Source organism: Nocardia sp. NPDC001965 (assembly GCF_053594175.1).
Genome location: NZ_JBSFDZ010000023.1, coordinates 80,516 through 95,251 on the forward strand (window position 1 = coordinate 80,516; position 14,736 = coordinate 95,251).

A 14,736-nucleotide genomic window follows, 5' to 3' on the forward strand; every position below is an offset into this window, starting at 1 on the left:
CCGGTCGCCCGTCAGCTCCAGCGGTATTCGCGGACGAGCCGGTGGGCGACCAGATCGAACAGTTTGCGCGGGAGAATGGCGCCCTCGCGCCGGATGCCGTCCTCGGGGACGTCGAGCACCCGGTCCAGCCGTACCCAGCTGTCACGGCCCTGATGGTCCCACGTGCCCGCGCCGATCCCGATCCAGTCCGGATCGTTTCCGCGTACCGGGTTCGAGCTGAGCATGAGTCCGAGCAAGGTGTCGCTGTCGCGTCCGACGACCAGCACCGGCCGGTCCTTGCCGTTGTTCGGGTCCTCCTCGAAGGGGACCCAGGTCCAGACGATCTCTCCGGGATCGGCGCGGCCGTCCAGTTGCGGCGCGTAGACGACACGACGCGCGCGCTGTGCCGTCGGCACCGGGGTCGAGGCGGCGGGGCGCACCGGGATACCGCCCGGCCGCGCGGGCCGGGCGCCCTCGGCCGGACCCCGCCGGTCGAGCAGGGCTCCGATCAGCCGCGGCGCCTGCCGTTTGACGATCTTCGGACCCTGTTGTTTCGCGATCGCGGTGAGTTGCTTGCCGAGACTGTTCCAACTTCGGGCCATCTCAGGAGAATAACGTCACCCCGCCACCGGCGATATCGCCTCCGCCGGGTCGCGGCGGGACCTGGGCGGTAGTGGACGGGGCCCAGCATGGGACGATGGTCGGCAGTACGCCCGATACCCCATGAGGAGTGGAGTGCCCGCCAGCTTCGCCGATACGACGTTCACCGATCCGTCGCGGATCCGGAACTTCTGCATCATCGCGCATATCGATCACGGCAAGTCGACGCTGGCCGACCGGATGCTGCAGCTGACCGGTGTCGTGGAGGACCGGCAGATGCGTGCGCAATACCTGGACCGCATGGATATCGAGCGGGAACGCGGTATCACCATCAAGGCCCAGAACGTGCGCTTGCCCTGGACCCCGCGATCCGGAGAGCACGAGGGCGAGGATTTCGTCCTGCATCTGATCGATACGCCGGGTCACGTCGATTTCACCTATGAAGTGTCGCGCGCGCTGGAAGCGTGCGAGGGCGCCATTCTGCTGGTGGACGCGGCGCAGGGGATCGAAGCGCAGACGCTGGCGAATCTGTACCTGGCGCTGGACAAGGACCTGGAGATCATCCCGGTCCTGAACAAGATCGACCTGCCGGCCGCCGATCCGGAGCGCTACGCAGCCGAACTCGCCCATATCGTCGGCTGCGAGCCCGAGGATGTGCTGCGCGTCTCCGGTAAGACCGGGGTGGGCGTGACCGAACTCCTGGACCGGGTGATCGAGCGGGTGCCGGCTCCGGTGGGCGAGGCGGATGCCCCGGCACGGGCGATGATCTTCGACTCGGTCTACGACACCTATCGCGGTGTCGTGACCTACGTCCGCGTGGTGGACGGCAAGCTCACCCCGCGCGAGAAGATCAAGATGATGTCCACCGGCGCCACCCACGAACTCCTGGAGATCGGGATCGTCTCACCGGAACCCAAACCCACACAGGGGCTGGGTGTCGGCGAGGTCGGCTATCTGATCACCGGTGTGAAGGATGTCCGGCAGTCGAAGGTCGGCGATACCGTCACCGCCGCCCGCAACGGTGCCGAGAACCCCCTCACCGGCTACCGAGAACCACGGCCGATGGTGTACTCCGGGCTGTACCCGGTGGACGGGTCCGACTACCCGGACCTGCGGGACGCACTGGAGAAGTTGCAGCTCAACGATGCCGCGCTGACCTACGTTCCGGAGACCTCGGTGGCGCTGGGCTTCGGGTTCCGCTGTGGATTCCTCGGGCTCCTGCACATGGAGATCACTCGGGAGCGCCTGCAGCGCGAATTCGATCTCGAGCTGATCTCCACGGCCCCGAACGTGGTGTACCGCGTGGTGATCGAGGACGGTACCGAACATATCGTCACGAATCCGTCGTACTGGCCGGAAGGCAAGGTGCGCAATGTTTTCGAACCGGTCGTCAAGGTCACCATCATCACGCCGAGCGAGTTCATCGGTGCTGTCATGGAACTGTGCCAGTCGCGGCGCGGCGATCTCGGTGGGATGGACTACCTGTCGGAGACCCGGGTGGAACTGCGCTACACCCTGCCGTTGGCCGAGATCATCTTCGATTTCTTCGATTCGCTGAAATCGCGTACCCGCGGCTATGCCTCGCTGGACTACGAGGAAGCCGGTGAGCAGGAATCGCAGCTGGTGAAGGTGGATATCCTGTTGCAGGGGGAGGCGGTGGACGCGTTCAGCGCCATCGTGCACCGCGACGGTGCCCAGGCCTACGGGAACAAGATGACCACCAAGCTGCGCGAACTGATCCCGCGCCAGCAGTTCGAGGTGCCGATCCAGGCCGCCATCGGTTCGAAGATCATCGCCCGCGAAAACATTCGCGCCATCCGCAAGGACGTCCTGGCCAAATGCTACGGCGGTGACATCAGCCGGAAGCGCAAACTGCTGGAGAAGCAGAAGGAGGGCAAGAAGCGGATGAAGACGATCGGCCGGGTCGACGTCCCGCAGGAGGCCTTCGTCGCGGCCCTGTCGTCGGACGCCCAGTCCGATAAACCGAAGGACAAGAAGTAGGGGTCATCCCGCCCCCGCTCGGGAATATCGCTGTGCGATAGCCGGATCTGTCGTCGCCGCCCGCCCCGCCCACGGAATCTGCTGATAACGAAAATGTGACAGCCGCAGATGTCGACAATAGGCTGATAGCGGATCCGCGCCGGGCCACCCCGGCGTGGTTGCTGTTGAACGCGAGAGTGGAGTACTGGGATGGCGCGTGATCTGCCGTTCGACGGCGAAGAAGAGGTCACCGAACGCGGTGGTGACACCGCCTATCGCATTGCCAGCGCCACCTCGCGGGTCGCGCGCGGCGGTGCCTATGTCACCGGCGGCGCGCTGATCGCGAACAACGGTGGCGGCGTCCCGGCCCCGCCGAGCGAGTTGGACAGCCGCAACGCCGGTTGGGCGCGCACTGCCGATCCCGATCCCGATGTGCCCAGCCCGGTGATCACCTTCCCGGACCCCGTTCCGGCCGATTCGCCGGGATCCGGCGGCGACGCGAGCACGACGGCGCCGCTCCCGCACGGACCGTCACTCGATATCCAGGTCGGCCGCCCCGGCGACTTCGACCTCGACGACTACTACCCCGGTGTCCATATGGAGGACATTCCGGGGCTCACACTGGAACCCGGCCGTTCCGAGGGCGGCGCCCCCGGTGCCGGGTTCATGCCGGGAACCGGGGTGCCCGACGCGGTGGTTCCGGGAGTACCCGAATTCGGTGCGCCGGATCCGGGTGTCCCGCCCCCGAACCACTTCCCGGGCTTCGACGGTATTCCCGGGCTGGGTGAGGGTTTTCCCGTGCCGGGCAACGACGGCCTCGGCGCCCCGGGCGAATTCGAGCTGCCGTCACCGGGAGATGCCTTCCAGACCGATATCTTCGATCTGCCCCGATTCGATCTGAGCCCGGATTCGGCGGTGCGATCGGTAGCGCGCGAACCCGGTGACGATGATTGGGGATTCGACCCCACCGACCTCGCCGTGCGTCCGGGCGGTGCTCCGGATTCCGGTTGGCTCGACGGTGCCTTCGACGGGGGCGTCGGTGGTGAGTTCCTCATCGACTACGGAGTCGACGGCGGTATGGCCTTCGCCGACGGGTTCGGCCACGCGGTGGCCGTCGATTCGCAGCTGGGCCTGGATATCTCGGCGGGGCAGGACGGGTTCTGGATCGCCAGCGACTGGGATCTCGATATCACGGTCGGCGACGGCAGCCTGCTCGACGATCGGCTCGACCAATACCTGGACTGGGCGCGCACCGGCACCGCCGCGGATTCCCTGCAACTCGACGGGCGCGGCCCCCTGGATCCCGCCGCGCGGGCGGGCGCGGCCGAAGCCGAATCCGGCGCCGCGGCCGGGGCCGATACCGCCGGTCCGGTGCTGGGAGTGCCGTCCGGTACCGGTGCCACCTCGGGGGTCGCGGTATCGAGCGGTATCCCGGGGGCCGGTGCGGTGCCTGGGGCGGCTGTTCCCGGCACCGGCCAGGCCCCGGCCGCGGTGAACGCCGCCCCGTTCGCTCCCGCGCCCATGGCTGCCGCGCCGATCGCACCCGCGCCCGTTGCCGCCGCGCCCAGTGCGCCCGCGCCGATGGCACCGTTGCCCGTTCCGCCGCCGGTCGTCGTCCCGGCAGCCGTCGCGCCGGCGGTGCACCCGGTCGCGGCGACTCCGCTGCAGACCACAGTTCAGCCCGATGCGGCGACCACCCCGATGGCACATGTCTTCCATCCGCCGGCGGGCCAGTCGCCGCTCACCGCGCCTCCCGCACAGGTGCCGGATCTGTTCCACCGTCCGCACCAGCCGCCGGTGCCCGAGCCGCAACCACCGGTCGGTCCCGTCCTGCCCGAAACGTCGACGCCGGTGGTGCCCACCACCAGCACACCGACGACCACCGGAAGTTCCACTGCCACCACAGACACCACGACCACCGGACCCGACGGCAGCACGACCACTTTTCCGGGCGGCAGCACGACCACCGGACCGGACGGCAGCACGACCACTTCGGTGGGCGGCGGTAGCTCCACCTCTCCCGACGGTTCGACCACCGCCCCGGAGACCACCACCGGTGCCGACGGCCCGTCGACCGGAACGACGCCGGAGACCACCACTTCCGGGGGCGAGTCCGCCGCCACCACCGGTGGATCGACCGGCGTCACCACCACGAGCCCGGGTGTCACCGGTGAAACCGGAACAGGTGGTACCACCACCGATCCGATCGGGGGCACCGGTTCCAACGGTCCGGTGACCGGTGATCCGACTCCCGGCGGAACGCCGTCCACGGTGGAGGTACCCACCCACCAGGCGCCCACGGTGGATCAGCCACCGGCGTCGGTGCCCACCGTGAGTGTGCCCACCCAGCAGCCGGTCGTACCGGATGCCCCGGCGCCGGCGGCACCGCAGCCGCTGCCGACCCAGCTACCGGCGGCACCGCAGGTGAAACCGGTAGCCGATCACGGTTCGCCGGTTCCGTACGATATCCACGGGGCGGCCGCCACGCTGTACACCGATCATTCGGTGATCGGTGCGACGGACGGTGGCCTGACCGGCGATCTCGCGGCCGGGTTGCTGCCGCATACAGTGGCTGTGACCGAGAGCCCGATTGTCGATCACGGCCACTGGGTATTCATGTGACGATTCACAGCCGGCGGGGGTTCTGTCCGGTTGTTCGGGGGTCGATTCGACCGAGCGCGGTCGATGGCGTGATGTTGTGACCGACAGTGAGGAGCTGGGCTTGTCTGCCGTAGCCGGACCGCGAGCCGCGACGGTGAAGAATCCGGATGTGATGGCCCCCCTCATCCAGATCATCGATGAGTTGCGGGACGTATCGCGCACCGCGAGCCGAAACGATCTGCGTGGCCGCCTCGGGATGGTGCGTGCGCGGGTGGCCGATACCCGGGTGCGGCTGGTGGTGGTCGGGCCGCCCAAGAGCGGAACGAGCACGCTGGTCAACACCATGGCGGGAGCGCCGATCAGCGCCACCGACAGCGCGATCAGCGTGCCCGCGATCGTCGAGTACGGTCCCGAACCGACGGCCACCCTCATTCGCCGCGAGGGCGGCGGCCGGATCCGGCGGCAGCCGGTGGATCCGCTCGACCCCGGTCCGGCGCTCAGGGCGACCGGCGTGATCCGAGCCGATTTCACCCAGCCCAGCCCGCTGCTGGCCGAGGGCATCGTGCTGATGGACGCCCCCGGCGCGGCGTTGCAGGATCGCAGCACCTGGTCGATGATCGCCGCCGCCGATGCGGTCCTCTACGTGAGTGACGCCGATTCCGAGTACAGCCGGGAGCAGATCGCGCATCTGCATCGGATCGGACAGGTCTGTCCCACGGTGATCTGCGTGCTCAACAAGATCGACCGCAATGCGCACTGGACCCATGTGCAGGAACGCAATCGGGAACTGCTCGATGCCGCTGGTCTGGGTTTCGCGGTGGCGCCGGTCTCGGCCGCGATCCACCAGGAGGCGCAGCAATCGGGCGACCAGCAGCGGGCCATCGAATCCGGTCTTCCACAGCTGGTGGAGCATCTGCGCGAATACGTGGTCGCACAGGCCGATGCGACCGCCGTGAAGTCGGCGGTCCGCGATATCCAGCTGGTCGGCGACCATCTCGGGGTCACGCTGCGCACGGAGGCCGACGCGTTGCGCGATCCGCGCCGCCGGGCGCATGTTACCCAGCAGCTGGCCACCGCCCGGGACCAGGCGGATCAGCTGCGGCAGCGCACCGCCACCTGGCAGATCACCCTCGCCGACGGCAGCAGTGAACTGATGGCCGATATCGAACACGATCTGCGGCACCGGCTGCGCACGCTGGTGCGCGACGCGGAGTCGGAGATCATGCGCACCGATCCGCAGCGGCGCTGGGCGGATTTCGGTGCGGAATGGGAGGCGCGCAGCGCCGAGGCCATCGGAGAGAACTTCGAGCTCGCGAACTATCGTGCCGAGGAACTGGCCGACCAGGTATCGGCGCGTTTCCCGGCTGATCACCGAACCCCGGACCTACCGGATATCCGCCCCGCCTACCCGTCCGAGCTGCTCGAGGACGTGGCACCACTCGAGTCGTTGCAGACCACCCGGGCCGGCGCGCTGGACCAGTTCCTGTCCGCGCTGCGTGGTTCCTACGGCGGCATCCTCATGGTCGGTATGGCCACCAGCCTGCTGGATATGCCGTTGGTGAACTGGTACTCGATCGGCGCGGGCCTGCTGCTGGGCATCCATGTCCTGTGGGAGGACCGCCGGGGCCGCCGACTGCGCCGTCAGGCCGAAGCCAAGGCAGCGCTGGCCCGATGGATGGAAGATGTCGTCTTCCAGGTCGGTAAGGAGTCCCGGACCCGCCTGCGCGAGGTACAGCGGGTGCTCCGGGACCATTTCACCGATATCGCCACCGACGCCCTGCGCGCCGCGGACGAAGCCCTCCGGGTCGCCGAGGAAGCCGGTGCCCAGTACGGCGACCGGGGCGCCGAGCGGCTCGCCAGACTGGACAGCGAAATGGGCAAGCTCCGCGATCTCCGGCAGCAGGCCGGCAGTATCGCCGCCGCGTGATCGGCGGCCGCACCGGACCGGTGCGGCCGCCGATCCGTCGAGCACGGACGTACGCGAGGAACGCCCAGCCGAACGCGGTGGTATTCACGGCCGGAGCGAATGCGGAGGTACGCAAGGTGCGCACGGCCGGAGCGAATGCGGAGGTACGCAGGGTGCGCACGGCCGGAGCGAATGCGGAGGTACGCAGGGTGCGCACGGCCGGAGCGAATGCGGAGGTACGCAAGGAGCGCACGGCCGGAGCGAATGCGGAGGTACGCAAGGAGCGCACGGCCGGAGCGAATGCGGAGGTACGCCTAATGCCGAGGCCGGCTGCGCCAGGGCGTACCGGTGGTTCTGCCGTGTGCCGGGCGGAACGTCCCGGCCGGTTGGGAGCCCTCGGCCCGGATCAGGTGTGTGACCGCGTTGATCAGCGCCAGGTGGGTGAATGCCTGGGGAAAATTGCCCAGGTGCCGACCGGTGTAGGGGTCGATCTCCTCGGCGTACAGCTTGAGTGGGCTGGCATGGTTGAGCAGCCGCTCGCACAGTCTGCGGGCCCGGTTGATCTCGCCGATCTCCACCAGCGCCGACACCAGCCAGAACGAACAGATGGTGAAGGTGCCCTCGGTACCGGATTGGCCGTCGTCGGTGGTTTCGGTCCGGTATCGCAGTACCAGGCCGTTTTCGGTGAGTTCCTCGGCGATCGCGAGTACGGTCGCGCGGACCCGGGCGTCGTCCGGCGGTAGGAAGCGGGTCAGCACCACCAACAGCAGCGAGGCGTCGAGGGTGGTGCCGCCGTACACCTGGGTGAAGCGGCCGCGGTCGTCCACGCCGTGCGTCAGTACATCTGTTCTGATCTCGTCGGCGATCCGGTGCCATTCCTTGGAGATATGTGTCTGACCGTGGAGTTCGGCGATCTTCGCGCCGCGGTCCAGCGCCACCCAGCACATCACCTTCGAGGACGTGAAGTGCTGTGGTTCGCCGCGCACCTCCCACAGGCTGCGGTCGGGTCGGCGCCAGTTGTCGATGGCGGCGTCGACCTGGCGTTCCAACATGGGCCACAGCGTTTCCGGGACGTGCTGACGCGATTTCACGTGCAGGTAGACAGCATCGAGCATGGTGCCCCAGATATCGTGCTGTTCCTGGTTGTAGGCGCCGTTGCCGATCCGCACCGGTTTCGCGTTGCCGTAGCCGGTCAGGTGATCGAGCGTGCTCTCGGTGATATCGCGTTCCCCGCCGATCCCGTACAGCACCTGCAGCGGTACCGCCGCGCCGTCGGTGCCTGTCGTGGCGTCGTGCAGGAAGGCGAAGAAGTCGTCGGCTTCGCGGTCGAGGCCCAGCGTGTAGAGACCCCACAGGGCGAAACTGGCGTCGCGCACCCAGGAATAGCGGTAGTCCCAGTTCCGCTCGCCGCCCGGGGCCTCCGGTAGCGAGGTGGTACCGGCCGCCATCAGCGCGCCGGTGGGGGCGTAGGTGAGGCCTTTGAGGGTGAGCGCGCTACGTTGCAGGTAGCGGCGCCAGGGGTGGTCCGGGAAATCGCCGAGCGTGATCCACTGCCGCCAGCATTCGACGGTGGTCCACATCTTGTCGGCGGCTTCGTCGAAGGTCTGCGGTGCCGGCAGTTCCGACCAGGTCAATGCGACGTAGGCGCAGTCGCCCTCGTTCATCCGGGTGCGTGCCCGGGCCTCCCGCCCTTCCAGTCCGAGCCGCAGGTCGGTGGTGAGGGTGAGCCCGGCCGTCGGGTCGGCGGCGCAGAACGCGGATGCCTCCTCGTATACCTTGCCGGTGTACTCCCAGGTGGCCATGGCCCGGTGGTAGTCGAACGAGGGCTCGCAGCTCAGCTCGAGTTCGACGGTGCCGCTGACGCATTTGACCGTGCGCAGCAGCATATGCCCGGCATCCCAGTCGGTCGGGGTGCGCCGATGGGTGCGGCTGCGCTGTTCGGTGCTGTGCCACGGTCCCAGGACGAGTGCGTCCCGGACGATCAGCCAGCCCGTTTCGGTCTGCCAGGTCGTCTCGAGGATCATGCCGCCGGGCAGATAGCGGCGGGCGGCGGGCACATTGCGCCCGTACGGGCCCAGCCGGAAATGTCCGGCGCTGCGATCCAGCACAGCCCCGAACACACTCGGTGAGTCCGGGCGCGGTACGCACATCCATTCCACCGACCCGTTGCTGGCGATCAGGCAGGTGGTCTCGCAGTCGGAGAGGAAGGCGTAGTCGTCGATCGCCGGGAAGTTGTTCCCCGGCGGCGGGGCCGCCGGGAAGTTGCCCGGTATGCCTGCGGTTGGCGCGTGCTCGGGACTCGGCATACCCAATCATGGGTCGCCGGGGCCCGAGTCGTCCACCACGTGTCAGCCGACGCGCCGGATCCGGGCCAGCCAGGCGGCCAGCTCGACCTTTCCATCGGCATCCGGGGTGAGATCTCGGGCCTGGTCGGCCACCACTTCGGTGATCCGCCCGTAGTAGTGGTCGGACCGCAGCTCCTCGAGGTCCCAGCCGGGGCCGGCGAAGGCGTCTCGGATCATATCGGCGCCGATCCGCGGGCCGAATCCGGCTTCGGCGTCGGAGAGCGCCAGGATGTGCACGTGACCGCCCGGTGCGCAGAGGCGGTGCAGGGCCCGGACATAGTCGGCCCGGGCGGCGGGGTCCTCGACGAATACATGGAACAGCGCACTGTCGACGATCGTGTCGAATACGCCCAGCGGGTTGTCCTCGGCTCGGGCGAGAGCGACCATATCGGCCACCTCGAACCGTGCGTCCGGCACCTGTTTGGCGGCGGCGTTGCGGCGGGCATACGCGACGGCGCTCGGTGCCAGATCGACGCCCAGCACGTCGTAGCCGAGGGCGGTGAGCGCGATGGTGTGCTCACCGGCACCCGTGCCCGGGTCCAGGACGCGGCCCCGGATCCGGCCGGTGCGCTCCAGTTCGGCGATCGCGGGCTGGGGTTCGCCGATGATCCACGGCGCGGTGTCGTTGTCGTAGGCGGAGTTCCATACCTCTGCTGCCTGTGTCATGGGTTCAGCCTGCAACCTGTAGCCGGGTTGAGGTCAAGACACGGGTCGGGCGGCCGCCGGACGGTGTTCTACGCTGGTCGCCGTGGAGCGTATTGCCGACTGGTGGGACGGGTTCGAGATGTGGGTGGCGGGCCTGCCGTTCATCCCTCAGTTCCTCGTGGTGCTGGTGGGTATGGTGCCGATCAGTTTCGCTATCGCCTATCTGATCGACCGGGGGCTGCACGCGGCGGGCGCCGCGCTGGGCCGCAACGAGACCGACGGTGACCGCGATACCGGAAGCGAGGTGTGCTGATGCCGCGCTCGCGGGTGCAGATCGCCCTGCTGGCCCTGCTGGTACTGGTCGTCGTCGCCTGGCTGTTCACCCGGTGAACGGTGCGGTCACGCCCGCCGGCGGTGAGTCGGTGCGCGGGAGCGGTATGTCACGGTTGTCCGCGCGCGATACGCGCGGGCTGTCCGGTCGTCTGCTCGCGGTACTGGTCGCGTTGCCGGTAATGCTGGCCGGCTGCGCGGGCGGTTCGAGCGATCAGGTCGGCGGCGGAGGCGCCGACGGCAGCGGCGGCACAGTGGATCTGTACGCGTACGCGATCCCCAAGGCCGGTTACGACGAGGTGGTCCCGGAGTTCAACAGGACCGAGGTGGGCGAGGGCGTCGAAGTGCGCCAGTCCTATGGTGCGTCCGGGGACCAGTCGCGCAAGATCGCGCGGGGGGCGCCCGCCGATGTGGTGAGCTTCTCCCTGGAACCCGATATCACGCGCCTGGTCGATGCCGGGCTGGTGGATCGGGACTGGAACGCCGACGCCACCCGCGGTATCCCGTTCGGGTCGGTGGTGACCCTGGTGGTGCGGGCCGGGAATCCGAAGAACATCCGGACCTGGGACGATCTGATACGTCCCGATGTCGAGGTGGTCACGCCGAACCCGTTCAGTTCCGGTTCCGCGAAATGGAATCTGCTCGCCCCCTACGCGGCGGCGAGTGAGGGCGGACGCAACCCGCAGGCCGGAGTGGACTATCTGAACCGGATGCTGGCCAATGTGCGGGTGCAGCCCAAGTCCGGCCGCGAAGCCACCGAGGCGTTCCTGCAGGGCACCGGCGATGTGCTGATCAGCTACGAGAACGAGGCGATCTTCGCCGAACGGCACGGTGACCCGGTCGAGCACATCGTGCCCGATACCACCTTCAAGATCGAGAATCCGGTCGCGGTGCTCGAACACGCCCAGCATCCGGAGAAGGCGATCGCCTTCCGCGACTTCCTCTACACGACCCGGGCGCAGCGTGCCTGGGCCGATGCCGGGTTCCGTCCGGTCGATCCCGGTGTGGCCGCCGAGTACACCGAGGTCTTCCCGGCCCCGCCCACCCTGTACACCATCGCCGACCTGGGCGGCTGGGACACGGTGGAGGCCGATCTGTTCGCTCCCGACACCGGCACCATCGCCGTCGCCTACGACAACGCGACCGAGTAGCCGGGTGACCCGGACCACACGCGATACTCGATACTCGTGACCACCAGCCCTGCCATCGAGCCCGCGCCACCCGGCGCCGGCCCGGAAATCTCGACCTCCCGGCCGCTGCGGTCCTGGCTGCGGTTCACCGGCTCGGTGGGCCCGCTCGGTATCGCCACCGCCATGCTGTGGCTCAGTGTGATCGTGCTCCTGCCGCTGGCCGCGCTGACCGTCAGCGCGTTCGACGACGGCTGGTCCGGCTTCTGGAACGCGGTGACCGATCCGGCGGCCCTGGCATCGCTGCGGGTGACAGTGCTCGTCTCGCTGGTGGTGGCGCTGGTCAACGTCGTGATGGGCACCCTGATCGCCTGGGTTCTGGTGCGTGACGACTTCCCGGGGAAGGGCATGGTGAACGCGCTGATCGATCTACCGTTCGCGCTGCCCACCATTGTCGCCAGCATTGTGTTGCTGGCCCTGTACGGGCCGCAGAGCCCGATCGATATCCACCTCAACGCCACTCGGCCGGGACTGGTGGTGGCGTTGGCCTTCGTGACGCTGCCGTTCGTGGTGCGGTCGGTGCAGCCGGTGCTCATCGAAGCCGACCGCGAGGTCGAGCAGGCGGCACTGTCGCTGGGCGCCGACAACTGGACGACCTTCCGCCGGATCGTCCTGCCGGCGTTGGCGCCGGCCGTCATCAGCGGCGGTGGCCTGGCCTTCGCCCGCGCGATCGGTGAATTCGGCTCGGTCGTGCTGATCGGCGGCAATATCCCGCGCGAGACCCAGGTGGCGTCGCAGTACATCCAGCAGCAGATCGAGATCGACCGGCCGGTGAACGCGGCGGCCGTCTCGGTGGCGCTGCTGGTGATCGCGTTCGTCGCGCTGCTGGGCTTGCGGATCTTCGCGGAACGTACGGCGCGCAAGGAACGTGAGGCTCGATGAAACTGTCCGCTCCCGGCCGGATCGCCCTGCGTGTGCTCGCGCTCGGCTATCTGTTCGTGCTGCTCGTACTGCCGCTGGGCATCATCCTGTACCGGGCCTTCGGACAGGGAATCGGGGCGTTCATCGAGCAGATCAGCACGCCCGCCGCGATCTCGGCCTTCAATCTGTCCATGATCATCCTGGTGATCGTCGTGCCGGTGAATGTGATCCTCGGGGTGGTGATCGCGTTGGCCCTGGTGCGCGGCGAATTCCCCGGCCGCCGGCTGCTACAGGGTGTTGTGGACCTGCCGTTCGCTGTCTCACCGGTGGTGGTCGGTGTCGCGCTGATCATGCTGTGGGGCGTGGACGGCTGGTTCGGCGCGATCACCGATTCGGGTTTCCGGGTGATCTTCGCGCTACCGGGCATGGTGCTGGCGACCATCTTCGTCACCATGCCGTTCGTGGTGCGCGAGGTGGAACCGGTACTGCACGAGATAGGCGACGACCAGGAGCAGGCGGCGGCCACCCTGGGCGCCTCGCGCCGACAGACCTTCTGGCGGATCACGGTCCCCGCGATCCGCTGGGGCCTCACCTACGGCGTGGTGCTCACCGTGGCCCGGGCGCTGGGGGAATTCGGCGCGGTGATCATGGTGTCCTCGGGGTTCCCGGGTGTCTCGCAGACACTGACCCTGCTGGTGCACGAACGCTACATCAACGACCACAACGATTTCGGCGCTTACTGTGCCGCCACTCTGCTGATGGGTCTCGCGCTCGTGACCCTGCTGTTGATGACGCTCCTGGAACGTAAACGGGAGTCGTCTTGATCGTTCACGCCGGAGGCCGCCCGTGATCACCGTGACCAATGCGCGCAAGAACTACGGTTCGTTCGCCGCTCTCGACGATGTCAGCCTGGATATCCCGTCCGGGGAACTGACCGCTCTGCTCGGCCCGTCGGGATCCGGGAAGTCGACGCTGCTGCGCTCGATCGCGGGACTGGAGAACCTCGACTCGGGTGTGGTGACCATCGGTGGCCGGGATGTGACCCGGGTACCGCCGCAGAAACGCGATATCGGCTTCGTCTTCCAGCACTACGCCGCGTTCAAACATATGACCGTCCGCGACAACGTGGCCTTCGGCCTGACCATCCGCAAACGGCCGAAGAACGAGATCGCGAAACGAGTGGACGAACTGCTCGGCATCGTCGGCCTCGACGGCTTCCAGCACCGGTATCCGGCGCAGCTGTCCGGTGGACAGCGGCAGCGCATGGCCCTGGCCCGGGCGCTGGCGGTGGACCCGCAGGTCCTGCTGCTCGACGAACCCTTCGGTGCGCTGGACGCGAAGGTCCGGGCGGATCTGCGCACCTGGCTGCGCCGCCTGCACGAGGAAGTGCACGTCACCACCGTGCTGGTGACCCACGATCAAGAAGAGGCCCTGGACGTGGCCGACCGGATCGCGGTGATGAACGCCGGCCGAATCGAACAGGTCGGCAGCCCCGAGGACGTCTACGACCGGCCCACCAGCGAGTTCGTCATGACCTTCCTGGGCGCGGTCGCCCGCCTCAACGGACACCTGGTGCGGCCACACGATATCCGGGTCGGCCGGGATTCGAATATGGCGCTGGCCGCCTACGAGGGCACTGCGGAATCGGCCGGAGTCACCCGCGCGACGGTCGAGCGGGTGGTGCGACTCGGTTTCGAGGTCCGGGTGGAGATGCGCAACGCCGCCACCGGCGACCTGTTCGTAGCTCAGGTCACCCGCGGCGACGCCGAGGCACTGCGCCTCGCGGAAGGGGAAACGGTGTACGCCCGCGCCACCCGCATCCCCGAGCTGTAATTTTGGCGCCGCCTCCGGCGGCGCGGGTCGGGGCCCTATTAACCCCGGTTCTTCCCTCCTCCGCTCCTCCGCTTCGCTCCTCCGCTCCGTCAGTCCAGAACCGGGGAGGGCCCCGACCATGGATGTCGACCGTTCGGAAAGCGAGGGAACGAATGATGCCCCATCCCGTAGACCGGGAATCGACTGTTCGGTGAGTGTTCGCGCATGGTCGTTTCCCGCTCGACAGCCGAACGATCTCCCGTCGGTCGGAATGTGGGGCGTACCGCCGACCGCATTCGTCGCCGTCCAGAACAAAGCAATCGAGATACGGAGCCCACTGTGCCCCGCGACGAGCACGCCTACATGCCGTCCCGGCCGTCGAATGCCGACGCAACCCCCCGAGTCGAGTTTTACGAGACACCTCAAAGGGTTGAGGCCCGTCTCGCCGTTCAGGCCTCGAAGCGCATGCGCCGAAGGCGCGAGTCTCGAG

Annotated in this window: 11 protein-coding genes; 8 read left to right on the forward strand and 3 right to left on the reverse strand. The window is 68.1% G+C overall.

Annotation, left to right across the window (positions count from 1 at the left end; translation table 11 throughout):
• Nucleotides 1-11 precede the first annotated feature (11 nt).
• Complete coding sequence (locus ACWCPQ_RS26085; protein ID WP_449903417.1) at nucleotides 12-581, reverse strand: type II toxin-antitoxin system PemK/MazF family toxin; 570 nt, start codon at nucleotides 579-581, stop codon at nucleotides 12-14.
• A gap of 121 nt (nucleotides 582-702) precedes the next feature.
• Here ACWCPQ_RS26085 and lepA point away from each other — a divergent pair, with 121 nt between their 5' ends.
• From lepA to ACWCPQ_RS26100, 3 genes are all read left to right on the forward strand, one after another.
• Complete coding sequence (gene lepA / locus ACWCPQ_RS26090) at nucleotides 703-2,580, forward strand: translation elongation factor 4 (RefSeq protein ID WP_449903419.1); 1,878 nt, start codon at nucleotides 703-705, stop codon at nucleotides 2,578-2,580.
• Between the two features lie 189 nt (nucleotides 2,581-2,769).
• A complete protein-coding gene (locus ACWCPQ_RS26095; protein ID WP_449903421.1) occupies nucleotides 2,770-5,181 on the forward strand; it encodes a hypothetical protein in 2,412 nt (803 codons plus the stop codon).
• Between the two features lie 76 nt (nucleotides 5,182-5,257).
• Nucleotides 5,258-7,087 carry a hypothetical protein gene (locus ACWCPQ_RS26100; protein WP_449903423.1) on the forward strand — a complete coding sequence of 610 codons (1,830 nt, stop codon included), beginning with the start codon at nucleotides 5,258-5,260 and terminating at the stop codon, nucleotides 7,085-7,087.
• A 293-nt stretch (nucleotides 7,088-7,380) separates the two neighbouring features.
• On the opposite strand, the gene ACWCPQ_RS26105 is transcribed toward ACWCPQ_RS26100, so the two are convergent.
• Both ACWCPQ_RS26105 and ACWCPQ_RS26110 read right to left on the reverse strand, forming a co-directional pair.
• Nucleotides 7,381-9,372: a glycoside hydrolase family 15 protein gene (locus ACWCPQ_RS26105; protein WP_449903426.1), complete on the reverse strand. Its 1,992-nt coding sequence runs from the start codon at nucleotides 9,370-9,372 to the stop codon at nucleotides 7,381-7,383.
• A 42-nt stretch (nucleotides 9,373-9,414) separates the two neighbouring features.
• Nucleotides 9,415-10,077: a class I SAM-dependent methyltransferase gene (locus ACWCPQ_RS26110; RefSeq protein WP_449903428.1), complete on the reverse strand. Its 663-nt coding sequence runs from the start codon at nucleotides 10,075-10,077 to the stop codon at nucleotides 9,415-9,417.
• An 82-nt stretch (nucleotides 10,078-10,159) separates the two neighbouring features.
• Between ACWCPQ_RS26110 and ACWCPQ_RS26115 the strand changes: the two genes are divergently transcribed.
• From ACWCPQ_RS26115 to ACWCPQ_RS26135, 5 genes are all read left to right on the forward strand, one after another.
• A complete protein-coding gene (locus tag ACWCPQ_RS26115) occupies nucleotides 10,160-10,369 on the forward strand; it encodes a hypothetical protein (protein WP_449903431.1) in 210 nt (69 codons plus the stop codon).
• 124 nt (nucleotides 10,370-10,493) lie between these two features.
• Nucleotides 10,494-11,537 carry a sulfate ABC transporter substrate-binding protein gene (locus ACWCPQ_RS26120; RefSeq protein ID WP_449903434.1) on the forward strand — a complete coding sequence of 348 codons (1,044 nt, stop codon included), beginning with the start codon at nucleotides 10,494-10,496 and terminating at the stop codon, nucleotides 11,535-11,537.
• A gap of 87 nt (nucleotides 11,538-11,624) precedes the next feature.
• On the forward strand, nucleotides 11,625-12,455 hold the full coding sequence (cysT, locus tag ACWCPQ_RS26125) for a sulfate ABC transporter permease subunit CysT (RefSeq protein ID WP_449903460.1): 831 nt from the start codon (nucleotides 11,625-11,627) through the stop codon (nucleotides 12,453-12,455).
• A complete protein-coding gene (gene cysW / locus ACWCPQ_RS26130) occupies nucleotides 12,452-13,258 on the forward strand; it encodes a sulfate ABC transporter permease subunit CysW (RefSeq protein ID WP_449903437.1) in 807 nt (268 codons plus the stop codon). Before cysT ends, cysW begins: the two co-directional genes overlap by 4 nt.
• Before the next feature lie 22 nt (nucleotides 13,259-13,280).
• On the forward strand, nucleotides 13,281-14,267 hold the full coding sequence (locus ACWCPQ_RS26135; protein WP_449903438.1) for a sulfate/molybdate ABC transporter ATP-binding protein: 987 nt from the start codon (nucleotides 13,281-13,283) through the stop codon (nucleotides 14,265-14,267).
• Nucleotides 14,268-14,736 lie beyond the last annotated feature (469 nt).